The 21,450-nt window shown below is 52.5% G+C and carries 25 protein-coding genes; 12 read left to right on the top strand and 13 right to left on the bottom strand.

All coding sequences use genetic code 11. From position 1 onward, the window contains the following. The first annotated feature begins 77 nt into the window (after positions 1–77). A complete protein-coding gene (gene msrA / locus AC07UY_RS13915) occupies positions 78–716 on the top strand; it encodes a peptide-methionine (S)-S-oxide reductase MsrA (RefSeq protein ID WP_494701428.1) in 639 nt (212 codons plus the stop codon). A 231-nt stretch (positions 717–947) separates the two neighbouring features. Next, positions 948–2,285 carry a polyamine export protein PaeA gene (gene paeA, locus AC07UY_RS13910; RefSeq protein WP_192610852.1) on the top strand — a complete coding sequence of 446 codons (1,338 nt, stop codon included), beginning with the start codon at positions 948–950 and terminating at the stop codon, positions 2,283–2,285. Positions 2,286–2,367: 82 nt separating this feature from the next. On the opposite strand, the gene AC07UY_RS13905 is transcribed toward paeA, so the two are convergent. Next, positions 2,368–2,574 (bottom strand): DUF1107 domain-containing protein, encoded by a 207-nt coding sequence (locus AC07UY_RS13905; RefSeq protein ID WP_192610851.1) that lies wholly within the window; start codon positions 2,572–2,574, stop codon positions 2,368–2,370. Between the two features lie 321 nt (positions 2,575–2,895). On the opposite strand from AC07UY_RS13905, the gene AC07UY_RS13900 reads away from it, so the two are divergent. Next, positions 2,896–3,453: a YtfJ family protein gene (locus tag AC07UY_RS13900; RefSeq protein ID WP_494661221.1), complete on the top strand. Its 558-nt coding sequence runs from the start codon at positions 2,896–2,898 to the stop codon at positions 3,451–3,453. On the opposite strand, the gene cysQ is transcribed toward AC07UY_RS13900, so the two are convergent. Further along, a complete protein-coding gene (gene cysQ, locus AC07UY_RS13895) occupies positions 3,443–4,183 on the bottom strand; it encodes a 3'(2'),5'-bisphosphate nucleotidase CysQ (RefSeq protein ID WP_494661222.1) in 741 nt (246 codons plus the stop codon). The two genes, AC07UY_RS13900 and cysQ, sit on opposite strands and share 11 nt — an antisense overlap. A 188-nt stretch (positions 4,184–4,371) precedes the next feature. Between cysQ and AC07UY_RS13890 the strand changes: the two genes are divergently transcribed. After that, on the top strand, positions 4,372–6,315 hold the full coding sequence (locus AC07UY_RS13890) for a bifunctional 2',3'-cyclic-nucleotide 2'-phosphodiesterase/3'-nucleotidase (RefSeq protein WP_494701429.1): 1,944 nt from the start codon (positions 4,372–4,374) through the stop codon (positions 6,313–6,315). 103 nt (positions 6,316–6,418) lie between these two features. Here the strand turns inward: AC07UY_RS13890 and AC07UY_RS13885 are convergent, their stop codons facing one another. Beyond that, positions 6,419–6,799: a winged helix-turn-helix transcriptional regulator gene (locus tag AC07UY_RS13885; protein WP_494661224.1), complete on the bottom strand. Its 381-nt coding sequence runs from the start codon at positions 6,797–6,799 to the stop codon at positions 6,419–6,421. Between the two features lie 89 nt (positions 6,800–6,888). Here AC07UY_RS13885 and AC07UY_RS13880 point away from each other — a divergent pair, with 89 nt between their 5' ends. The 3 genes from AC07UY_RS13880 (at position 6,889) to AC07UY_RS13870 (ending at position 9,684) form a co-directional block, all read left to right on the top strand. Then, positions 6,889–7,737 carry an SDR family oxidoreductase gene (locus AC07UY_RS13880; protein ID WP_494701430.1) on the top strand — a complete coding sequence of 283 codons (849 nt, stop codon included), beginning with the start codon at positions 6,889–6,891 and terminating at the stop codon, positions 7,735–7,737. Positions 7,738–7,818: 81 nt separating this feature from the next. Next, positions 7,819–8,643, top strand: coding sequence for an AraC family transcriptional regulator (locus AC07UY_RS13875; RefSeq protein WP_494661226.1), 825 nt, complete (start codon positions 7,819–7,821; stop codon positions 8,641–8,643). A gap of 75 nt (positions 8,644–8,718) precedes the next feature. Continuing rightward, a complete protein-coding gene (locus tag AC07UY_RS13870) occupies positions 8,719–9,684 on the top strand; it encodes a DMT family transporter (RefSeq protein ID WP_494701431.1) in 966 nt (321 codons plus the stop codon). Between the two features lie 66 nt (positions 9,685–9,750). On the opposite strand, the gene AC07UY_RS13865 is transcribed toward AC07UY_RS13870, so the two are convergent. After that, the gene (locus AC07UY_RS13865) at positions 9,751–11,322 is read right to left on the bottom strand and encodes a methyl-accepting chemotaxis protein (RefSeq protein ID WP_494701432.1); all 1,572 of its coding nucleotides are present in this window, start codon (positions 11,320–11,322) and stop codon (positions 9,751–9,753) included. Positions 11,323–11,567: 245 nt separating this feature from the next. On the opposite strand from AC07UY_RS13865, the gene ytfE reads away from it, so the two are divergent. Then, entirely contained in the window at positions 11,568–12,230 is a 663-nt protein-coding gene (gene ytfE / locus AC07UY_RS13860; protein WP_494661229.1) for an iron-sulfur cluster repair protein YtfE, read from the top strand. An 88-nt stretch (positions 12,231–12,318) separates the two neighbouring features. On the opposite strand, the gene cycA is transcribed toward ytfE, so the two are convergent. Both cycA and bamJ read right to left on the bottom strand, forming a co-directional pair. Next, positions 12,319–13,728, bottom strand: a complete 1,410-nt coding sequence (gene cycA / locus AC07UY_RS13855; protein WP_203359160.1) for a D-serine/D-alanine/glycine transporter — start codon at positions 13,726–13,728, stop codon at positions 12,319–12,321. 319 nt (positions 13,729–14,047) lie between these two features. Continuing rightward, the gene (bamJ, locus tag AC07UY_RS13850) at positions 14,048–14,668 is read right to left on the bottom strand and encodes a BamJ family beta-barrel-assembly machinery protein (RefSeq protein WP_192610841.1); all 621 of its coding nucleotides are present in this window, start codon (positions 14,666–14,668) and stop codon (positions 14,048–14,050) included. A gap of 219 nt (positions 14,669–14,887) precedes the next feature. On the opposite strand from bamJ, the gene AC07UY_RS13845 reads away from it, so the two are divergent. After that, positions 14,888–15,541: an OapA family protein gene (locus AC07UY_RS13845; RefSeq protein ID WP_494701433.1), complete on the top strand. Its 654-nt coding sequence runs from the start codon at positions 14,888–14,890 to the stop codon at positions 15,539–15,541. A 42-nt stretch (positions 15,542–15,583) separates the two neighbouring features. Here AC07UY_RS13845 and AC07UY_RS13840 read toward each other — a convergent pair whose 3' ends face one another. The 6 genes from AC07UY_RS13840 to AC07UY_RS13815 all read right to left on the bottom strand — a co-directional run bounded on the left by AC07UY_RS13840 (position 15,584) and on the right by AC07UY_RS13815 (position 19,029). Next, positions 15,584–16,516 carry a DMT family transporter gene (locus tag AC07UY_RS13840; protein ID WP_494701434.1) on the bottom strand — a complete coding sequence of 311 codons (933 nt, stop codon included), beginning with the start codon at positions 16,514–16,516 and terminating at the stop codon, positions 15,584–15,586. 141 nt (positions 16,517–16,657) lie between these two features. After that, positions 16,658–17,107, bottom strand: coding sequence for a 50S ribosomal protein L9 (rplI, locus tag AC07UY_RS13835; RefSeq protein WP_192610838.1), 450 nt, complete (start codon positions 17,105–17,107; stop codon positions 16,658–16,660). A gap of 39 nt (positions 17,108–17,146) precedes the next feature. Further along, a complete protein-coding gene (gene rpsR, locus AC07UY_RS13830; protein ID WP_002210155.1) occupies positions 17,147–17,374 on the bottom strand; it encodes a 30S ribosomal protein S18 in 228 nt (75 codons plus the stop codon). Between the two features lie 4 nt (positions 17,375–17,378). Further along, entirely contained in the window at positions 17,379–17,693 is a 315-nt protein-coding gene (priB, locus tag AC07UY_RS13825; protein WP_096758558.1) for a primosomal replication protein N, read from the bottom strand. Between the two features lie 6 nt (positions 17,694–17,699). Next, entirely contained in the window at positions 17,700–18,095 is a 396-nt protein-coding gene (rpsF, locus tag AC07UY_RS13820; protein ID WP_096758559.1) for a 30S ribosomal protein S6, read from the bottom strand. A gap of 169 nt (positions 18,096–18,264) precedes the next feature. After that, a complete protein-coding gene (locus AC07UY_RS13815; RefSeq protein WP_494661233.1) occupies positions 18,265–19,029 on the bottom strand; it encodes a TSUP family transporter in 765 nt (254 codons plus the stop codon). A gap of 303 nt (positions 19,030–19,332) precedes the next feature. Between AC07UY_RS13815 and yjfY the strand changes: the two genes are divergently transcribed. Further along, positions 19,333–19,608 (top strand): DUF1471 family protein YjfY, encoded by a 276-nt coding sequence (yjfY, locus tag AC07UY_RS13810; RefSeq protein WP_494661234.1) that lies wholly within the window; start codon positions 19,333–19,335, stop codon positions 19,606–19,608. 132 nt (positions 19,609–19,740) lie between these two features. On the opposite strand, the gene yjfP is transcribed toward yjfY, so the two are convergent. Next, positions 19,741–20,490 (bottom strand): esterase, encoded by a 750-nt coding sequence (yjfP, locus tag AC07UY_RS13805; protein WP_494661235.1) that lies wholly within the window; start codon positions 20,488–20,490, stop codon positions 19,741–19,743. A 183-nt stretch (positions 20,491–20,673) separates the two neighbouring features. Between yjfP and bsmA the strand changes: the two genes are divergently transcribed. Then, complete coding sequence (gene bsmA, locus AC07UY_RS13800) at positions 20,674–21,003, top strand: biofilm peroxide resistance protein BsmA (protein ID WP_192610834.1); 330 nt, start codon at positions 20,674–20,676, stop codon at positions 21,001–21,003. Between the two features lie 146 nt (positions 21,004–21,149). Next, the gene (gene yjfN / locus AC07UY_RS13795; RefSeq protein WP_203359165.1) at positions 21,150–21,425 is read left to right on the top strand and encodes a DUF1471 family protease activator YjfN; all 276 of its coding nucleotides are present in this window, start codon (positions 21,150–21,152) and stop codon (positions 21,423–21,425) included. Positions 21,426–21,450 lie beyond the last annotated feature (25 nt).

Below are 21,450 nucleotides of genomic sequence, written 5' to 3'. Positions count from 1 at the left end.
TCACAGTAGTTATTGTGTGCAAAGAAGCGTCTTGTTACAACCTTAAACCAAATGACAGTTTTTGGGAGGACCGCACCATGAGCATATTTGATAAAAAGCATCTGGTTACTCAATCAGATGCATTGCCCGGACGCAATACCCCGATGCCGGTAGCCACTCTGCATGCGGTAAACGAACACTCCATGACAAATGTGCCCGAAGGGATGGAAATTGCCCTTTTTGCTATGGGCTGCTTTTGGGGCGTTGAGCGTTTATTCTGGCAATTGCCGGGGGTATATAGCACGGCGGCGGGGTATACCGGCGGCTATACGCCAAATCCCACCTACCGGGAAGTCTGCTCCGGGCAAACCGGTCACGCCGAAGCCGTTCGTGTGGTCTACGATCCCCAGGTTATCCGCTATGAGCAGTTGTTACAGGTGTTCTGGGAGAATCACGACCCGGCGCAGGGTATGCGTCAGGGCAACGATCAGGGGACACAGTACCGTTCCGCTCTCTATCCGTTAACGCCGGAACAGGACGCCGCCGCCCACGCCAGTCTTGAACGCTTTCAGGCGGCGATGGCCGCAGCAAATGACAATCGCCACATCACTACCGAGATTAGCCACGCCACCCCGTTCTACTACGCCGAGGATGACCACCAGCAGTATCTGCACAAGAATCCGTACGGCTACTGCGGCATTGGCGGAATTGGCGTATGTCTGCCGCCTGATGCGTGATGTTGTGAGCAGACAGGCGTTTTGACAGCCCCTTGCCACGCCTGATGCCGCGACGCGTATCTGGCCTCCGGGAGTGTCGAAATCGGACCCTCTGGCGGCATTACAGTACCTTACGCTATACTAGCGACTGAAATTACCGGCTCACTTCCTTCGGGCCGGTTTTCAATGTGTATTTCACACGGATTTATCAACTTCTCCCTTCCGAGGATCTGGCGTAACGCCGGATAAGATATGTTAAACAGTATTTTAATCATACTCTGCTTGATCGCTGTAAGTGCGTTCTTCTCGATATCCGAGATCTCGCTTGCCGCCTCACGTAAAATTAAACTTAAGTTGTTAGCGGATGATGGCAATATCAACGCGCAGCGCGTTTTGAAAATGCAGGAAAACCCGGGGATGTTCTTTACCGTGGTGCAAATTGGCCTGAACGCAGTCGCCATTCTCGGCGGTATCGTGGGCGACGCCGCATTTTCTCCGGCATTTTATTCCCTGTTCTCTACCTACTTCTCAGCAGAGCTGTCCGAGCAACTGAGCTTTATTCTCTCTTTCTCGCTGGTCACCGGTCTGTTTATTTTGTTCGCGGATTTAACCCCGAAACGCATCGGTATGATTGCGCCAGAAGCTGTTGCTTTGCGTATCATCAACCCGATGCGCTTCTGCCTGTTTGTATTTCGCCCATTGGTGTGGTTCTTCAACGGTCTGGCAAACACCATCTTTCGCATCTTCAAACTGCCGATGGTGCGTAAAGACGACATTACGTCTGATGATATCTATGCGGTCGTTGAAGCCGGTGCGTTAGCAGGCGTACTGCGTAAACAGGAACACGAACTGATTGAAAACGTGTTCGAGCTGGAATCTCGTACCGTGCCGTCTTCCATGACCTCGCGAGAAAACGTGATCTGGTTTGATCTGCATGAAGATGAACAGAGCCTGAAAAACAAAGTGGCGGAGCATCCGCACTCGAAATTCCTGGTCTGTAACGAAGACATCGACCACATCATTGGCTACGTTGACTCAAAAGACCTGCTCAACCGCGTGCTGGCGAACCAGAGCATGGCGCTTAACAGCGGCGTCCAGATCCGCAATACGCTGATCGTTCCGGACACCTTAACCCTCTCTGAAGCGCTGGAAAGCTTCAAAACCGCGGGCGAAGATTTTGCCGTTATCATGAACGAGTACGCGTTGGTGGTGGGTATTATCACCCTCAATGATGTGATGACGACATTAATGGGCGACCTGGTGGGTCAGGGTCTGGAAGAACAGATTGTCGCCCGTGATGAGAATTCATGGCTGATTGATGGCGGTACGCCTATCGACGACGTCATGCGCGTACTGGATATCGACGAGTTTCCGCAGTCGGGTAACTACGAAACTATCGGCGGCTTTATGATGTTTATGCTGCGAAAAATCCCGAAACGTACCGACTCGGTGAAGTTTTCCGGCTACAAGTTTGAAGTGGTGGATATCGATAACTACCGTATCGATCAGTTGCTGGTCACGCGACTCGGCACAAAACCCACGACGCTGGTGCCGAAGCTGCCCGATGCCAAAGAAGAGAACGCGGCATAAGTTACGCGCCTTAGAAACATCAACGGCTCCTGTTTAAGGAGCCGTTTTTTTATACTGCTTTAACTATCGCATAGCACTTCGGTTAAGCCATCTCAGTTTGCAGACGCAAAACCTGACGGTTAACTTCGGACATCACAGAAAAATGCTGTTTGTCCTTCACTTTTGGGACAAGAATCTTACCCTTATCAAACTCAAAAGCGCCTACGTCCTTGATATATAACCGTCCACGAAACAGGATCTTCACGTACTTCGCCACCTGCAGCGGGTTGTACCGTTGGAAAATTTTCATTGTTGTCTCCTGCTGAGCATTACGCCTTTGCGGTGCCACAATCAGCCCAACTGTTCTAAGGCGCAAATTTTAATGCCATATGACTATAGACTATCGCGACGATGTTTCCAGCGTGTATAAGTTTATTTACCTTTCCATTACACTTATTCAGAATTATCTCTTCACTGATACGCTGGATTCAGTATAAGCCTTCATTTTTCGCAGGATTTGTGCGCCCGTCCGCAAACTGGCATCGCGCTTGCGGGAAAAAGCATTATTCGCACATATGATTAAATCTCAGACCCAAGTGGTCGGATCACCTGCAAATAATAAGGAAACACCATGACCTTACGTAAGCTTCTGGCGCTCTCATGCCTGCTACTGCCGATGATGGCCTCCGCACATAACTTCGAAACGCACCAGCGCGTGTCACCAGTGGGGATTGCCGATCGCGGTGAATTGATTCTTGATAGTGATAAGTTTAGCTACAAAAACTGGAATAGCGCGCAGTTGCCTGGGAAAGTACGCATTCTGCAACACATCGCCGGACGCACTTCTGCCAAAGAGAAAAACGCGACGTTGATCGAGGCAATCAAAGCGGCAAAACTGCCGCACGACAAATACCAGACCACCACTATCGTCAACACGGATGACGCCATTCCCGGCTCCGGTATGTTCGTGCGCAGTAGCCTTGAGAGTAATAAGAAGCTCTACCCCTGGTCGCAGTTTATTGTCGACAGCGACGGCATTGCGCGTAAAACCTGGCAACTGGATGAAGAGAGTTCAGCTATCGCCGTACTTGATAAAGATGGCCGTGTTCAGTGGGCAAAAGATGGCGCATTAACGCAGGAAGAGGTGCAGCAGGTGATCGCCCTGCTGCATAAATTACTCAGTAAATAGAGACCCGGAAGCCGGGGTTAAGGAATGATTCGCGCGGCGTGTAATCCAGTGGTTTACCCTGCCAGTCGTGAATATGCGCCCCGGCGGCAGCGGCAACAGCGTGGCCCGCAGCGGTATCCCAGACGTTAGTAGGACCAAAGCGTGGATACAGCTGAGCCTGCCCTTCTGCCACCAGGCAGAACTTGAGGGAAGATCCAATCGAGGTTGTCTGGTGCTCACCCAACTGCTGCAAATACTCTTTCATTTCGTTGTCTGCATGGGAGCGGCTAATCACCACCAGCGGCGGGCGGGCGTCGCGTACCTGAATTTGTTTGCGTATACCGCACTCTTCTTTCCAGGCTTTACCTTCTGCCGCGCTGTACATCACCTTCATGACGGGAGCGTAAACCACGCCCAATACCGCCTTGCCCTTGTCGATCAGCGCAATATTGACGGTGAATTCCCCGTTACGTTTAATGAACTCTTTCGTGCCATCCAGTGGGTCTACCAGCCAGTAACGCTGCCAGTGCTGGCGCACGTCCCAACCCTGCGGGTCTTCTTCCGAAAGAACCGGAATATCTGGCGTCAGTGCCTGTAATCCTTCGAGTATCACGGCATGCGCGGCAAGATCCGCCGCAGTGACCGGAGAATCATCCTGCTTGCTGGTGATCTCCATCGGTTTGACTCCATCGTAAATTTGCATAATGGCATCACCCGCATTCCGTGCAAGCTGGCATACATGTTCTAACATTCTCCACCTCGTTTGTGGCCGTGGCGTTAACTCGTTGTTTTACTTATACCCGATCGTCAGGGGATCCGCCAACTGTGATAATGACTGCGGTTTTGGCAGGTAAATTCATGGCATGATTCACGATTCTGTAAGCAAGAAGATATAGATACATTTTCTTTTGTGGCTTAGATCTTAAAAGGATGCCCCTGATGATTAAGTTTAGCGCAACGCTCCTGGCCACGCTGATCGCGGCCAGCGTGAATGCGGCGACCGTCGATCTGCGAATCATGGAAACCACTGATTTGCATAGCAACATGATGGATTTTGATTATTACAAAGATACCGCGACGGAAAAGTTCGGCCTGGTACGCACGGCAAGTTTGATTAATGCCGCCAGAAATGAAGTGAAAAACAGCGTACTGGTCGATAACGGCGATCTGATTCAGGGGAGTCCGCTGAGCGATTACATGGCAGACAAAGGGCTGCAAAAAGGCGATATTCATCCTGTCTACAAAGCACTGAATACGCTTGATTATGCCGTCGGCAACCTTGGCAACCATGAATTCAACTATGGTCTGGATTATCTCCACGCAGCGCTGTCTGGCGCAAAATTCCCTTACGTTAACGCCAATATCATCGACGTTAAAACCCAAAAGCCGCTGTTTACCCCTTATCTGATCAAAGAGACTGACGTCATCGATAAGGACGGTCATAAGCAAACGCTCAAAATCGGCTATATCGGTTTTGTGCCGCCCCAAATCATGACCTGGGATAAAACTAACCTCAGCGGCAAAGTGACGGTGAATGACATCACCGAAACCGCCCGCAAGTATGTCCCTGAAATGCGCGCCAACGGCGCCGATGTGGTGGTCGTCATTGCGCACTCCGGTCTTTCAGCCGATCCCTACCAGAGCATGGCGGAAAACTCGGTTTACTACCTCAGCGAAGTCCCGGGCGTGGATGCCATTATGTTTGGTCACGCACATGCCGTCTTCCCGGGTAAAGATTTCGCCAGCATTAAGGGCGCGGATATCGCCAAAGGTACCCTTAACGGTGTACCGGCCGTCATGCCGGGCATGTGGGGCGATCATCTGGGCGTGGTGGATCTGGTGCTCAACAACGACAGCGGGAAATGGCAGGTGACGCAGGCGAAAGCCGAGGCGCGCCCGATTTATGACGCGACGGCGAAAAAATCGCTGGCAGCGGAAGACCGTAAGCTGGCCGATATCCTGAAAGCCGATCATGACGCCACGCGCAAATTTGTCGGTAAACCGATTGGTCAATCCGCAGATAACATGTACAGCTATCTGGCGCTGGTACAAGATGATCCGACCGTTCAGGTAGTGAATATGGCGCAAAAAGCCTACGTTGAACACTTTATTCAGGGCGATCCGGATCTGGCAAAACTGCCTGTGCTTTCCGCCGCCGCACCGTTTAAAGTCGGTGGTCGTAAAAACGATCCCGCCAGCTTTGTTGAGGTGGAAAAAGGGCAACTCACCTTCCGTAACGCCGCCGACCTCTATCTTTACCCCAATACCCTGGTGGTCGTCAAAGCCAGCGGCAAAGAGGTGAAAGAGTGGCTTGAATGCTCGGCAGGACAGTTCAATCAGATTGATATCCACAGCAGCAAGCCGCAGTCGCTGATTAACTGGGATGGATTCCGCACCTATAACTTCGATGTGATCGATGGGGTCAATTATCAGGTGGATGTTTCGCAGCCCGCCCGCTATGACGGCGAATGCCAGACCGTCAACCCCAACGCAGAGCGTATCAAGAATCTGACCTTCAACGGCAAACCGATTGACCCTAACGCAATGTTCCTGGTCGCCACCAATAACTATCGCGCTTACGGTGGTAAGTTTGCGGGCACCGGCGAAAACCATATCGCTTTTGCTTCACCGGATGAGAACCGTTCAGTGCTGGCCGCGTGGATAGGCGCAGAAACGAAGCGTGCAGGCGCAATCCATCCGGCAGCGGACAATAACTGGCGTCTGGCGCCCATCAGCAGTAAGACGACGCTGGATATCCGTTTTGAGACATCCCCGACCGATAAGGCTGCCGCGTTTATCAAAGAGAAAGGACAATATCCGCTGAAGAAAGTCGCCACCGATGATATCGGTTTTGCAATTTATCAGGTGGATTTGCGCCACTAACGCTCCCTTCATTGCCGGATGGCGACGCCAGAGCGTCTTATCCGGCCTACGGGTCAATGCTATCTGTAGGCCGGAGAGGCGTCAGCCGCCATCCGGCAAATACTCACGCCGCACGCTCATCCCGTACCGCCAGGACCTGCGGCAGATTCAGTTCTATCCAGTCCGCCAGCGCGGTCACTTTATCGCTGACCTGCTCACCCAGCGGCGTCAGGCTGTACTCTACGTGCGGTGGAACCACCGGATACGACACCCGATTAACAAAACCGTCCAGCTCCAGCGCCTGTAACGATTGCGCCAGCATTTTTTCGCTCACGCCGCCCATCTTGCGGCGTAAATCGCTGAAGCGATGCGTTCCGTCACGCAGCGCCACCAGAATCAATACCCCCCAGCGGCTGGTCACGTGCTTTAACACATCTCGCGACGGGCACTGTTCGGCGAACAAATTCCCCTCGCGCAATTGCTGAGAAAGCGTTGAGTTTGTCATTTTTATACTTACCTTTTTGTACGTACTTACTAAAAGTAAGTTTAGGTGTTAGCGTAATTAAACACAAGACAAAGACGAGGAGTCATCCCATGATCGCAATTACCGGTGCCACTGGCCAACTGGGTCAACACGTTATCGAATCCTTACTGAAAACCGTTTCTGCCAACCAGATTGTCGCTATCGTTCGTAACGCGGCGAAAGCCACGGCCCTGCGTCAGCAAGGCATTACCGTACGTGAGGCGGATTACAACAACGAAGCGGCATTCACCACCGCGCTACAGGGTATTGATAAACTGCTGCTGATCTCGTCGAGCGAAGTCGGGCAACGTAGCGCACAGCATCGCAATGTGATTAATGCCGCAATGGCAGCTGATGTAAAATTTATCGCGTACACCAGCCTTCTTCATGCCGACCGCTCCCCGCTGGAACTGCATGCCGAGCACGTTGAAACCGAAAAAATGCTGGCAGACTCAGGCATTCCCCACACCTTGCTACGTAACGGCTGGTATACCGAAAACTACCTGGCCAGTGCGCCCGCAGCGCTTGAACACGGCGTGTTTATCGGTGCCGCAGGTGAAGGCAAAATCGCCTCCGCCACCCGTGCTGATTATGCCGCCGCTGCCGCCCGCGTGATTAGCGAAGAGGGCCATGCCGGTCAGGTTTACGAACTGGCGGGCGATGAAGCCTGGACGCTCAGCCAACTGGCCGTCGAACTGGCAAAACAGAGCGGAAAAAACGTGGTGTATCAGAATCTGAGCGAAGCGGATTTTGCCGCGGCGCTGAAAGGTGTGGGGCTGCCTGCGGGACTGGCGGATATGCTGGCGGATTCCGATGTGGGCGCCTCAAACGGTGGCCTGTTTGACGACAGCAAGACATTGAGCACACTGACTGGACGGTCGACCCCCCCACTGGCTGAGAGCGTCAAAAACATCCTGTAAGTGCTAAAAATTCGCGAATTGCAGTGGCGTCCCCGGGAACCCTCTTTAATAATAAAAAGCGGGTTCATGGGGAGAGACAATGTGCAAGGCGTACCAGAACAGTTTATTGATGAGAAAGACAGCGCCCGTTTTCGCCATCTGGCGCAGGTTCCCGGCGTTGAACTTTATCATGCCCACATTTCGCGTTACGCCTTTGAACCCCATACCCATGAAGCGTTCGGTATCGGTGCGATAGAAGCCGGAGCCGAACGCTTTCGCTATCGCGGTACGCAATATGTTGCCCCCGCCCAGTCCGTCGTCACGATGAATCCCGATGAGCTGCATACCGGCGAGGCTGACACAGCCGACGGCTGGCGTTACCGAATGATCTATCTCGAACCCGATCTGCTGGAAAAGGTGACCGGGATCCGTCACTGGTGGTTTCAGGACGTTACGCGCCACGATCCGTTACGATCGCGCCAGATTTGTTCGCTGATCCAGGGACTCTGGCACGCGGACGATCCGCTGGCGCAAAAAGGTCTGCTGCTCTCTCTTATCGACACGTTCCAGCCATTGGCGCGTCATGCGCCGACGCCGCGCGAAGGCGCACACCGTTTTGATCGCGTACGCGAGTATCTGCATGATAACTATATGCATTCTGTCACGCTGGACGAACTGGCGAACGTCGCGTCGCTAAGCCCCTGGCACTTTCAGCGCCAGTTCAAAGCCCATTTCCACGTGACGCCGCACCAGATGCTGATGGCGATTCGGCTGTGGCGGGCAAAGACGTTTCTCACCCACGGTATGCCCGCAGCAGAGGTGGCGGCGGCCACCGGGTTGACCGATCAATCCCATCTCACCCGTACCTTTACCCATCGCTACGGCATCACCCCGGTACGCTACCAAAAGCAGGTGTTTTCCGGTTAATCAGCAACCTCATACAATACGGGCGTGGATTCCCTGCCTACACTTCTCACTACGTTCAATAATGTGGATGTAAAAATGATTAGCGGTGTGTTGTATGCCCTGCTGGCGGGGCTGATGTGGGGGCTGATTTTTGTCGGGCCGTTGATCGTGCCGGAATACCCGGCGGTATTGCAGGCAATGGGGCGTTATCTGGCCCTGGGGTTGATCGCATTACCCATCGCCTGGCTTGGCCGCGTGCGGCTTCGCCAGTTAACACGTAAAGACTGGCTGACCGCGCTGGCGCTGACGATGATGGGCAATCTGATTTATTACTTCTGCCTGGCAAGCGCCATTCAGCGCACCGGCGCCCCCGTTTCAACGATGATCATCGGAACGCTGCCGGTGGTGATCCCGGTATTTGCCAACCTGCTTTATAGCCAGCGTGACGGCAAATTATCCTGGCTACGCTTAACGCCCGCACTGGTACTTATCGCCATTGGGCTGCTCTGCGTGAATGTTGCGGAGCTGGATCAGGGAATGCCCGATTTTAACGGCTGGCGCTATGGTTCAGGTATCGCACTGGCGCTGATCTCCGTGGTGTGCTGGGCATGGTATGCGCTGCGTAACGCCCGCTGGTTACGCGAAAATCCGGATAAACATCCGATGATGTGGGCAACGGCTCAGGCGCTGGTCACTCTGCCGGTTTCTTTGCTTGGGTATGTCGCTGCCTGCCTCTGGCTGAAGGGGCAAACGCCCCTGTTTGATCTGCCCTTTGGGCCGCACCCGGCGGTGTTTCTCTGCCTGATGGTGGCCATTGCGATCCTCTGTTCATGGGTAGGCGCGTTATGCTGGAACGTGGCCAGCCAGCGTTTGCCAACGGTTATCCTCGGCCCCTTGATTGTCTTCGAGACGCTGGCAGGTCTGCTCTACACCTTTATTCTGCGTGAAGAAATGCCCCCACTGCTGACGTTGAGCGGGATTGCACTGCTGGTGGTTGGGGTGGTGATTGCAGTGCGAGCGAAACCAGAGAAGCCCTGCGTCGTCGCGGTTTCAGAGTCGTGATGTTACCAAAAGGGTGCGGCGTTTATGCGGCCTACGACGTCATCGCGCGTAGGCCGCATAAGATGTTTACGCCGCCGTCCGGCGCGAAACGTTAAACACCGCCACCGTCTGGTTCAGACGCGCAGCCTGCTCTTCCAACGCCGCGGCAGCGGAGGCCGATTCTTCCACCAGCGAAGCGTTCTGCTGCGTCACGCGATCCATTTCTGCAACCGCCTGACCGACTTGATCAATACCCCGACTTTGCTCATCGGAAGCAGAAGCGATTTCGCCCATGATGTCGGTGACACGGGTGACCGCACTCACAATCTCCGCCATGGTTTCACCGGCTTCATTCACCAGCGCCGCGCCAGCAGTCACCCGATTGCCCGAGTCATCAATTAACGCCTTAATCTCTTTTGCCGCCTGCGCGCTACGCTGCGCCAGGGTACGCACTTCGCCTGCAACCACGGCAAACCCACGCCCCTGCTCCCCCGCCCTTGCTGCTTCTACTGCCGCATTCAACGCCAGAATATTGGTCTGGAATGCAATGCCGTCAATCACGCTGGTGATCTGGGCAATTTTGCTGGAACTGGTGGCAATTTCATCCATGGTACGCACCACGCCATCCACCACCTTGCCGCCTTTCTGCGCCGTCTCAGAGGCATTTCGCGCCAGATTGGTCGCCTGGCGCGCATTGTCCGCATTTTGCTTCACGGTCGCGGTAAGCTGCTCCATGCTGGCTGCTGTTTCTTCCAGTGATGCCGCCTGCTGTTCAGTCCGTGAAGAGAGATCGTTGCTGCCCGCCGAAATTTCCCCTGCGCCGGTGTAGATGGTATCGGCCCCGTCGCGTACCACGCTGACGGTGGTCGCCAGCGCCTGCTGCATCTCGTGCAGATTGTGCGCCAACAACGCCATTTCGTTGCTGCCGTCCGTGTGGATGCTGTGGGTCAGATCGCCTGCTGCAATATGACGAATATGCGCCATCACATCGTGCAGCGGTTTCAGCAACACGCGCTGCATGGCAATCCAGCTGATGACAATCACCGCCACGACCGCCAACATAATCAGGGTCAGGATCCACATGATACGCTGATAGTCGTTTTCGTTATCCCGCATCCCCGCATTCGCCAGTTCTGCCTGCGCGGTACGCCACTCATGGTAAACCGCCTGCATGGCGGACTGTTTTTTCTCGGCATTCTGCCTGAACATCTCTTCCAGCTTGCCTTCAGCCAGCAGTACGTTCATTTTCTCCAGGGTTGCCGAGTAGAGGCCATATTGCTCTTCCAGTCTGTCGGCCAGTTGTTCATCCAGACCCGGCGTTTCCGGCAATGCGTAGTAATTGTCGTAATGGCGCTTTGCCTCTACCAGCATGCGGTTCGCGGCGTTCACCAGTTCATTCAGCTGCCCGCCATTGATCTGGTTTGCCATGTTACCTTGCAGTCGCAGCATACCCCGGTTGAGCGTCACGCGCGCCTGGTTCAGGCTGATCCACGCATCGGTAAATTCAGCCACGTTCTGACTGGAAAGCTGTGACACGGTGAAGTTTTGTTTGTCGTGGTTGAGCGCGCCGATAAAAACGCCTGCGGAAATGATCTGCATCGCGCCCAGGGTGAGTAGCACGATTATCAGTAAGGTGATGACTTTGATCCGTTTGAACATCTGTTGCCTTTTCTTATGCAAGTATTGCCTGAGGTCTAACTATCGGCAGTGCCGCCAGCTTATTTAATCCCGCCGTCGGCGACCAAAGCGGATTTTCAGTTCTTTTTAATAAGATTCAGCACCTTAAGAGAATAAGAAAATTTCGTGACAATCATCACATTTCGTTCTGACTCGAAAGAGGTATATCTTCGCTTTAAAGATGTATTTAATATACATCTTATATTACTGAGAATGAGGTAACAGCTATGTCTTATCGCGATCAACCTTTAGGTGAACTGGCGCTCTCGATCCCTCGCGCTTCGGCGCTGTTTCGTAAGTACGATATGGATTACTGCTGCGGTGGTAAGCAGACGCTGGCGCGCGCGGCCGCGCGTAAAGAGCTGGATGTTGACGCTATTGAAGCGCAACTGGCTACGCTTGCTGAACAGCCGATTGAGAAAGACTGGCGTACCGCAAAACTCCCCGAAATCATCGACCACATCATCGTGCGTTATCATGATCGCCACCGTGAGCAACTGCCGGAACTTATTCTGCAGGCGAGCAAAGTCGAACGCGTACACGCAGATAAACCCAGCGTACCGAAGGGTCTGGCGAAATATCTGACCATGCTGCATCAGGAACTTTCCAGCCACATGATGAAAGAAGAGCAGATCCTGTTCCCGATGATCAAACAGAGAATGGGAAGTCAGGCGATGGGCCCGATAAGCGTCATGGAAAGCGAACACGATGACGCGGGTGAACTGCTGGAAGTGATCAAACACACGACCAACAACGTGACACCGCCGCCGGAAGCCTGCACGACATGGAAAGCGATGTATAACGGTATTAACGAACTGATTGACGATCTGATGGAACACATCAGTCTGGAAAACAACGTACTGTTCCCGCGCGCCTTATCCGGGGAATAAAAAAAGCCCGGTGGCGGCTTCGCCTTACCGGGCCTACACTTCGTGCCTCTGTAGGCCGGATAAGCGATAGCGCCATCCGGCAACAGACTTAACGCACGCCTGCCATACGTTTCTTACCGATAAACAGCCAGCCGAGACCCAGCGCGATGAACCACAGCGGTGTGACGATCAGCGCCTGACGGGTATCTTCTTCCAGCGTCAGCAGCACCAGTACAAACACGAAGAACGCCATGCACACCCAGCACATCACCTTGCCCCACGGCATCTTGTAAATCGATTTCTCATGCAGATGAGGGCGCTGTTTACGGTACACCAAGTACGAGCACAGAATGATGGTCCAGACGAACATAAACAGAATGGCCGACACGGTGGTGATCATGGTGAATGCACCAATCACGCTCGGGTTAACGTACAGCATCACTACACCGCCCAGCAGGCAGATACAGGAGAAGGTCAGCCCTTTTGCCGGAACAGCACGTTTAGACAGCTTCGCAAACGCGCTCGGTGCAACCCCTTCCTGCGCCAGGCCGAATAACATACGGCTGGTGGAGAACACGCCGCTGTTCGCGGACGATGCGGCAGACGTCAGCACGACAAAGTTAATCAGGCTGGCAGCAGCAGGCAAACCGACCAGCACAAACAGCTCCACAAACGGGCTCTTGGTCGGTACGACCGAGCTCCACGGCGTTACGGACATAATCACGATCAGCGCGAAAACGTAGAACATGATGATACGGATTGGAATCGAGTTAATGGCGCGCGGCAGAGATTTCTCCGGATCTTTGGTTTCCGCAGCCGTCGTCCCCACCAGCTCAATACCCACGAAGGCAAAGACGGCAATCTGGAAACCGGCAAAGAAGCCGCTTAAGCCTTTCGGGAACCAACCGCCGTCATTCCACAGGTGGGTGAATGAGGCTTCAACGCCCGTCGGCGATTGAAAGTGCATCATAATCATCACCAGTCCGACCACAATCAGCCCGACGATGGCAACGATTTTGATCATCGCAAACCAGAACTCCATCTCGCCGAACATTTTTACGGTGGCGAGGTTGAGGCTCAGCAGCAGGACAATCACCGCCAGTGAGGCCACCCAGTCTGATAGCCCAGGGAACCAGAATTGCGCATAAGCCGTAATGGCGACGACGTCGGCCATTCCGGTAACCACCCAGCAGAACCAGTAGGTCCAGCCGGTAAAATATCCCGCCCACGGTCCGAGCAAATCGGAGGCGAAATCACTAAATGATTTGTACTCGAGATTCGAGAGCAGCAATTCTCCCATTGCGCGCATCACGAAAAAGAGCATAAAACCGATGATCATATACACGAAAATGATCGACGGCCCTGCAAGGCTGATGGTTTTACCGGACCCCATGAACAAACCAGTGCCAATAGCGCCGCCGATGGCGATAAGCTGAATATGGCGGTTTGTAAGATTGCGCCGTAGCGACTGTTCAGACGATGCCTCTTCGTCGGCAACGACTTTTACCTGATCTACCATGTTTTTTTCTTCCTGTACCTGTCTGTGTTGTTAGGCTCTACGGCCTTTAATGCGTCTGTCGTACATCTATGCTACGACGAACCCGTTATCGGGACTCATCGATATTAGGTAAGAATTGGCGGGATGAATACTTAGATTTAAATAAAATGTTAATTTTATGTTTAAAGTGAGTGTCATATCACTCTGACAACGAGAATCAGTTCACAAAAATACACGCAGCGAGCATATTTGCAAAATAAAATATCGACATCTCGCTCATTGTAGGTTTTTCACTCTTTTTTCTGTCCCCCTCAATGAAGAGGGGAACAGAAGTCACTGCTTACAGGATTTCCAGCAGTTCCACTTCAAACACCAGCGTGCTGAACGGAGGGATGGACGCGCCAGCGCCGCGCTCGCCGTACGCCAGTTCCTGAGGAATAGTCAGTTCCCATTTGGAGCCAACCGGCATCAGCGTCAGCGCTTCGATCCAGCCTGGGATCACGCCATTTACCGGGAATTCAGCCGGTTCGCCACGCGCAACAGAACTGTCAAACACGGTACCGTCAATCAGTTTGCCGGTGTAATGCACACGTACACGATCGGTACGCGCCGGGATAGCGCCTTCACCCTGGTTGATCACGCGGAATTGCAGACCAGACTCGGTGCTGTTCACGCCGTCTTTCTCACGGTTTTCTTCCAGGTATTTCACACCATCAGCGGCCATGGCCTGGAAACGTTCGCGACGTACCGCATCAGCACGTTCGTGGATCTCGCGCAGCGCGCGGTGAACCACATCAACAGGCACTGCCGGGTGTTTACCTTCCAGCGCGTCAGCAATACCTGCAACCAGCGCTTCAGGCAACAGCCCTTCCAGACCAGATTCGCTCAGTTGCTGGCCTACCTGCAAACCAATGCCGTAGCTTGCTTGCGCTTCGATAGTGTCAAAAGTCGGGGTTGCCATCATATTTCCTTTCATCGGATTTCAAGAAGCGGGAAGCATATCAGCCACGCTGCATCCGGTAAAACTTTGTCTCGGGAAGAGATGACAAATCGCAGGGAAACATAAACAATAGGTGTATCCCGCGCTGAGGTCACGAAAGCGGGCATTATGACGAACATCATAGCGTTAGCCATCTATACTCTATGATCGAGGAACGATAAGCGGAGCAGGAGGAAAGCCATGCCCGGGCGCTTTGAACTAAAACCAACCCTGGCGAAAATCTGGCATGCACCGGACAATTTTCGCATCATGGATCCACTGCCACCCATGCACCGTCGTGGCATTATCGCCGCGGCCATTGTGCTGGTGATTGGCTTCCTGCTTCCTTCAAATGGCACCCGCGAGACGCCAGTCGTCACGCGAAACGCCCAGTTGGATCTCCAGTCGCAGTCGCAACCGCCCACGGAAGCTCAGCTTCAGGCGCAGCTGGTTGCCCCGCAAAATGACCCAGGGCAAGTAGCACCCGTCGCCCCTGAACCTATTCAGGACGAGCAGCCAGAGGAACAAACGGCGCCGCAAACACAAGCGCCGACGCAATCCCAACCCTTCCAGCAGGATAGCGGGATTGACCAACAGTGGCGTTCTTATCGCGTGGATTCAGGTAAAACCCTGGCGCAAGTGTTTCGCGATCATGGGCTTCCGCCTACGGATGTATACGCCATGGCGCAGGCAGAGGGCGCGGGTAAACCACTCAGCAACCTTAAAGATGGTCAGATGGTACAGATCCGCCAGAACGCTAACGGCGTGGTCACAGGCTTAACTATTGATACCGGTAATAACCAGCAGGTTCTGTTTACCCGTCAGCCAAATGGAAATTTTATTCGCGTGCGGTAAATGCGTGCCCGGTGGCGCTAACGCTTACCGGGCCTATAACGTTCAGGCTTTACGAATCTTATTCACCCACCAAATCCCCGAGCACACCAGCACCAGCGCCAGTGCGTATTTCCACTCCAGGATATTTTCGCCGAGGAAAATCGCCGACAAAACCGCGCCGGAGACGGGGATCAGAAAATTAAACGGGGCAATCATCCCCACGCGGTTGTATTTGAGCAAAATACTCCACAGCGCAAACGCCACCGATGAGAGCAGCGTCAGATAGCCCAGGATCGCCACGGAAGAGAGTCCGTGTACGGTCAGTGAGCCACCGCAAGCATAACCACCAATGACCAGCGCCAGGCCGCCTATCCCTAACTGATAGCCCGTCATGACTGTCGGGTCTACCGTCTGAGAGATACGTTTACCGTAAAGCGTCGCGGCGGAAAGGATAAAGGCCGCCATCACCACCGAGCCATCCCCTAACAAACTAAAGTTAAAGTCCATCAGGCCGTTGTTGAAGTTGACCACCATCACGCCCATAAATCCCAGGATGCAACCGAGCGTTTTGTTGTAGCTGAGTTTGTCATTCTGATAGATAAAGTGCGCCAGCAGTACGCTAAAAAATGTGCCCGTCGCATTCATGATCGACCCTTTTACCCCTGTCGTGAAGGCGAGGCCGATATAGAAAAAAATGTATTGCAGCGACGTTTGCGTCAGCCCCAGCAGGGTTAACTGACCAAACTGTCGCGGGCTTAAGCGGGCGATGGGTTTTCGCTGCATCATCGCCAGCAACAGCAGTAACACGCCCGCAAATAAAAATCGGTAGCCAGCAAAAACAATTTTTGAGGGGATATCATCCGTTGCAATCTGGAAGATCTCATACCCGCTCTTTATCGCCGGGTAAGCGCTTCCCCATAGCAAACAACAAAAGGCGGCACTCAGGTAAACCACATTTTTGCGGGCAAACAGAGGCTGTTGATGGGTAACGTCCATTCCAGTATCACTTTGAAATTATGTTTTATTTTTTGATTATCCCGAAAAGGATAAAGAATAGCCAGAGAGAAACAGAGGGGTTTTCTGAAAAGCAAAACGCCGGCACAGGGCCGGCGATTTGTCGTGGTGATGAGTAATTAATTACTCAGCAACAACGTTTACAACCAGTTTAGCGAAGACTTCGCTGTGAACCTGGAAGTCAACTTCGTGCTCACCAGTGGTACGCAGAACGCCGTTCGGCAGACGAACTTCGCTCTTAGCAACGGCAACGCCAGCTGCAGTAACAGCGTCAGCGATGTCGCGAGTACCGATGGAACCGAACAGTTTACCTTCGTCGCCAGCTTTAGACGCGATGGTTACGGTTTCCAGTGCGTTGATTGCTTCAGCACGTGCGTTAGCAGCGGTCAGAACGTCAGCCAGTTTAGCTTCCAGTTCAGCGCGGCGCGCTTCGAAGAATTCAACGTTTTTCTTGGTAGCAGGAACAGCTTTACCCTGTGGTACCAGGAAGTTACGAGCGTAGCCCGCTTTAACGTTAACCTGATCACCCAGGCTACCCAGGTTTGCTACTTTATCAAGCAGAATAACTTGCATTACCTTATCCTCTTAAAGTCGTTAATAGACAGCGGCCGATTACTGATGACGATCGGTATACGGCAGCAGGGACAGGTAGCGAGCGCGCTTGATGCAGCGAGCCAGCTGACGCTGGTATTTTGCACGAGTACCGGTGATACGGCTCGGGACAATTTTACCGCTTTCGGTAATGTAGTTTTTCAACGTTGCGATGTCTTTGTAATCAATCTCAACAACGCCTTCCGCGGTGAAACGGCAGAACTTGCGACGACGGAAATAACGTGCCATATGGCTAGTCTCCAGAATCTATCAATTCAATCTGCTCGGCATGCAGAACCATTTTGCTCAGGCCGTTCTTTGCCTTATGGCAAGAGATGAACCCCTGAACGGTCACTGCGCTACCGACCGTTATACTGTGAGTAATGGCCTGGTTTTCGTGTCCGCTAATAATAACGGGCATTTGACACCACGCCTGCCGGTGAAAACCGGCTTCCTCCTGCACAGAACGATGCTCAAGCACGAACTGGCAATGAGGAATTCCTGATGGGCTGACCTTGCGAAGCGGCGTCCTGCACACTGTGCCAGACAACACCAAACGGTTGGTCATCAGAAATTACTCTTCAGAATCCCCAGCTTCAGCATCATCTGCGGTTTCGTTTGCGAAATCATCGCGACGTTCACGACGCTCGTCTTTCGCTTTAACCATCGGAGATGCTTCGGTAACAGCGTGCTTAGTACGCATTACCATGCTACGGATAACGGCATCGTTGAAGCGGAAGTTTGTTTCCAGCTCATCGATCACTTCCTGCGGCGCTTCAACGTTCAGCAGAACGTAGTGAGCTTTGTGCAGTTTGTTGATCGGGTAAGCCAGCTGACGGCGGCCCCAGTCTTCCAGACGGTGGATCGTGCCTTCTGCTGCAGTGATTGCACCAGTGTAGCGTTCGATCATACCCGGAACCTGTTCGCTCTGGTCAGGATGGACCATAAAAACGATTTCGTAATGACGCATCGAATTGCTCCTTACGGATTATTCAGCCTCCTGTCTGGGTCAGCCGAGGCCCATGGAGGCAAGGAACGTGTTAAAGGTCGGCTGAAAAATGACGCGTCATAATACTGGCGGTGGCCGGTAAACTCAAGGTGATTGTACGATTATTTATCAGCGCGTCATGATCGCGCCATTAGTACATGTCCAGCAGCATCTTGACGCTGATGCAGATGGAGACAATCACAATCATCGGCCTGATGACTTTCTTACCGCGCGTCAGCACAACCGTCGCACCCAGGCGAGCACCGAGAGACTGCCCGACAAACATCACCAACCCAAGTGACCAAATCATTTTCCCTCCGGCGATGAAGAACATAATGGAGGCAATGTTAGACGCAAGGTTGATGAAATTAGAGTGGATCTGCGCCTTATCAATGCTGTATCCCCACATCAGGATGTAGCACAGCGTGTAAAACGAACCGGCTCCCGGCCCGAGAAACCCATCATAAAATCCGACACCGACACCGCAAACCAACGAAAAGAGAAACAGCGATACCTGCTGCCGCTTTTTCGGCTCGCTCAGGTTGGGGGCAAAAATGAAATAAATGGCAACGGCGATAATTAACACCGGCAACAGCTTTTTCAGTAACTCTGGCTCGATAAATTGGATCAGCGTGGTCCCCACTGCTGAACCGGCAAAAGCGGATAAAAACACATATTTATGTTGTTGAACATTAATATGACCCTGACGCAAAAAGTAAATACCAGAGGTGAGTGAGCTGCCCAGTGCCTGAAGTTTATTCGTTGCTAATGCATTGGCGGGCGGCAAACCGGAAATCAGCAGCGCACCGATGGAGAGAAAACCACCGCCGCCCGAAACCACATTGATAAAACCTGCTATTAGCGCAACCATAAACATGATCGTGAAATAGCTGAAATCCATGAATGAAGTATCCATTAGTTTTTGCCTTAATATCATAAAGTTATCTTTATGTTAGCGATCACTATAAGGGGCGAATTTCGGCATTAAAATTGATTATTGCGTAAGAGTTCATTCTTAAAAGACAGGTATTTTTTTGAGCGCAACGGCATACGCAAGTGACTTATAAATGAAGATGAAGTGGGTAATGCGGTAATTTTTTGAACAACTGCATCAGAAATGGTCGCTATCCCCTTCTCAAGTAGCGATTAGAATTAAATCAGAAGTAATCCATTCACAGGAGATATCGCCGACCAGACACAGCAGTCGAGGAGGTACAGTATGCGAGCCCGTGTTTTGACCTTTCTGGCTGCACTTTTGCTCAGTGCAAATGCGACGGCAGCCATTAAAATCGATAACCAACAAGCCAGGAATATGGATGATGTGCAGAGCTTAGGCGTGATTTACATTAATCATAACTTCGCCACTGAAAGTGAAGCAGATCAAGCTCTGAACGAAGAAACAGATGCGCAAGGCGCAACGTACTACCACGTCATCCTGATCCGGGAGCCAGGTAGCAACGGTAACATGCATGCCAGCTCAGACATTTATCGCTAGCCATTCAGAAACAACCAACGAGAACATTGCCATAGTTTGATTTGCCCCCTCTTCAGGGGGCTTTTTTTTGGGCGCTGTCGCCCCCATAATCCTGCAACACAATGGAGCGCAAAGGGTTAACGTTCGGCGTATTTAAAGATGCTGGCGAAAAAAGGAGACCGTGGCTGCCAGGGCTTCTGGCGTAATACGGTGACGTACTCCCGCTTGCCATAAACAGGTCAGATTCTTATCCAGCCCCCGTTGGCTCAACGCTTGCTGCAAGCGTAATGATTCTGTGGCAGGAACCACATCATCTTCCTGCCCATGCCACAGCAGCAGCGGTCGATTTGCCACATGGGTCAGTTGATCCGTTACTTCCCACTCGGCCAACGGGGCAAGTATCTTGTCGAATTCGGCCTGCTGCGAAGGTGTTTCCAGTGAGGACGGAGGAAAGAGCGTCTGCGCCAGTTGAGTGAAATACCCTGATCCCATCAGACTGGCGACACATTTCACCTCTGGATGACGCGTCATAATACCCAACGCAGTCATGCCGCCCATCGACGCCCCTCCTACTGCCAGGCGTTCGTTCAGAATCCAGTTTTCCGTCTGTGCTGCCGCACGTAACGCAGCGAATTCCTGCATATTTTGCTGCAGAATTTGCCAGAATTGCCAGGTTCGCCACTGTGCATCACCGGTAAATCGCACACCGTGTTCCGGCGCATCAGGCATAATAACTCTATACCCGGCCTGCGCCAGTGCAACAGCGAAGTAGCTATACACGAGGCTGGAAGAGGTGAACCCATGATAAAAAATGAGACAAGGCAGCAGAGTCTCACGTTTTCCCTGCGGAAACGCATGAAGAACGGGAGTCTCTGCCAGATACCGTGATTCAATCTCTATCATTTTTACACCTCTTTTATTCTGGTATGCCACGGCAAAATTCATAGCGCAAGTTTATGTGTTCGACAATGATTCACAATGTTGAGAACTGGGTTACGCTTTCGCAACATTTTCATTCGAAAATCGCGTGAGAGATAACAATTCGGGAACATTCCCCCTAAAGGGAAATTAATAAGGCACTACACTATGGCTATCAGGAAACGAGATAGAGTTATGCGCCGGTTTGCCTCTTTGATGCTGGTTTTATTCTTAAGCGGCTGCAGTGTACTTCAGGGTACGCCGCAACCTGCACCACCCGTCACTGACCAACCTCAGGAAATTCGCCGCGACCAGTCACATGGGTTGCAACGAATGGGGGCGGTGAGCGCCCTGGTTCGGGGTTCCCCGGATGACGCCGTGGCGGAAATCAGAGCAAAGGCCATCGCCGCCAAAGCAGATTATTACGTTATTGTATTGGTCGATGAAACCATCGTGACAGGTCAGTGGTATTCACAGGCCATTTTATATCGTAAATAACAGTAGATTGATTTTTAGTCAGTTTTACATTGCTTTGCGTGCCTATGCGTTTACCTGTGCACAATGAACCGAGAGCAGGGTGCTGGAGGTTTATTACCGCGACGGAATGCCCTACCCAGGTGGGGAAACGTAAAATGGAGCTGACGATGAAACAATCTATTGCCTTATCCTCACTGCTGGTTCCTGCCGGACTGGTGAGTACCACGGCACAGTCTGCCGAATTCGCCAGTGCTGACTGCGTCACAGGCCTGAACGAAATTGGCCAGATTTCCGTCAGCAATATTGCAGGGAACCCGCAGGATGTGGAACGTATCGTGGCGTTAAAAGCCGATGAGCAAGGCGCCTCCTGGTACCGCATTATTCAGATGTACGAAGATCAGCAGCCAGATAACTGGCGCGTACAAGCCATCCTGTATGCCTGATTCTTCGCGTAGGCCGGGTAGCAGC

The organism is Citrobacter sp. GW821-FHT02E08, from assembly GCF_059421685.1.
Note: the sequence above shows the minus strand (reverse complement) of the source record. Positions and strands in the feature narration are given on the sequence as shown.

Coding starts and splice junctions, on each gene's coding strand:
- yjfN (WP_203359165.1), top strand. CDS start 21,150: ATGAAACAATCTATTGCCTTATCCTCACTGCTGGTTCCTGCCGGACTG.
- rpsF (WP_096758559.1), bottom strand. CDS start 18,095: ATGCGTCATTACGAAATCGTTTTTATGGTCCATCCTGACCAGAGCGAA.
- msrA (WP_494701428.1), top strand. CDS start 78: ATGAGCATATTTGATAAAAAGCATCTGGTTACTCAATCAGATGCATTG.
- AC07UY_RS13845 (WP_494701433.1), top strand. CDS start 14,888: ATGCCCGGGCGCTTTGAACTAAAACCAACCCTGGCGAAAATCTGGCAT.
- paeA (WP_192610852.1), top strand. CDS start 948: ATGTTAAACAGTATTTTAATCATACTCTGCTTGATCGCTGTAAGTGCG.
- yjfY (WP_494661234.1), top strand. CDS start 19,333: ATGCGAGCCCGTGTTTTGACCTTTCTGGCTGCACTTTTGCTCAGTGCA.
- cysQ (WP_494661222.1), bottom strand. CDS start 4,183: ATGTTAGAACATGTATGCCAGCTTGCACGGAATGCGGGTGATGCCATT.
- AC07UY_RS13890 (WP_494701429.1), top strand. CDS start 4,372: ATGATTAAGTTTAGCGCAACGCTCCTGGCCACGCTGATCGCGGCCAGC.
- AC07UY_RS13815 (WP_494661233.1), bottom strand. CDS start 19,029: ATGGATACTTCATTCATGGATTTCAGCTATTTCACGATCATGTTTATG.
- ytfE (WP_494661229.1), top strand. CDS start 11,568: ATGTCTTATCGCGATCAACCTTTAGGTGAACTGGCGCTCTCGATCCCT.
- AC07UY_RS13905 (WP_192610851.1), bottom strand. CDS start 2,574: ATGAAAATTTTCCAACGGTACAACCCGCTGCAGGTGGCGAAGTACGTG.
- cycA (WP_203359160.1), bottom strand. CDS start 13,728: ATGGTAGATCAGGTAAAAGTCGTTGCCGACGAAGAGGCATCGTCTGAA.
- AC07UY_RS13870 (WP_494701431.1), top strand. CDS start 8,719: ATGATTAGCGGTGTGTTGTATGCCCTGCTGGCGGGGCTGATGTGGGGG.
- bsmA (WP_192610834.1), top strand. CDS start 20,674: ATGGCTATCAGGAAACGAGATAGAGTTATGCGCCGGTTTGCCTCTTTG.
- AC07UY_RS13880 (WP_494701430.1), top strand. CDS start 6,889: ATGATCGCAATTACCGGTGCCACTGGCCAACTGGGTCAACACGTTATC.
- yjfP (WP_494661235.1), bottom strand. CDS start 20,490: ATGATAGAGATTGAATCACGGTATCTGGCAGAGACTCCCGTTCTTCAT.
- AC07UY_RS13840 (WP_494701434.1), bottom strand. CDS start 16,516: ATGGACGTTACCCATCAACAGCCTCTGTTTGCCCGCAAAAATGTGGTT.
- AC07UY_RS13885 (WP_494661224.1), bottom strand. CDS start 6,799: ATGACAAACTCAACGCTTTCTCAGCAATTGCGCGAGGGGAATTTGTTC.
- AC07UY_RS13865 (WP_494701432.1), bottom strand. CDS start 11,322: ATGTTCAAACGGATCAAAGTCATCACCTTACTGATAATCGTGCTACTC.
- AC07UY_RS13900 (WP_494661221.1), top strand. CDS start 2,896: ATGACCTTACGTAAGCTTCTGGCGCTCTCATGCCTGCTACTGCCGATG.
- priB (WP_096758558.1), bottom strand. CDS start 17,693: ATGACCAACCGTTTGGTGTTGTCTGGCACAGTGTGCAGGACGCCGCTT.
- bamJ (WP_192610841.1), bottom strand. CDS start 14,668: ATGGCAACCCCGACTTTTGACACTATCGAAGCGCAAGCAAGCTACGGC.
- rpsR (WP_002210155.1), bottom strand. CDS start 17,374: ATGGCACGTTATTTCCGTCGTCGCAAGTTCTGCCGTTTCACCGCGGAA.
- rplI (WP_192610838.1), bottom strand. CDS start 17,107: ATGCAAGTTATTCTGCTTGATAAAGTAGCAAACCTGGGTAGCCTGGGT.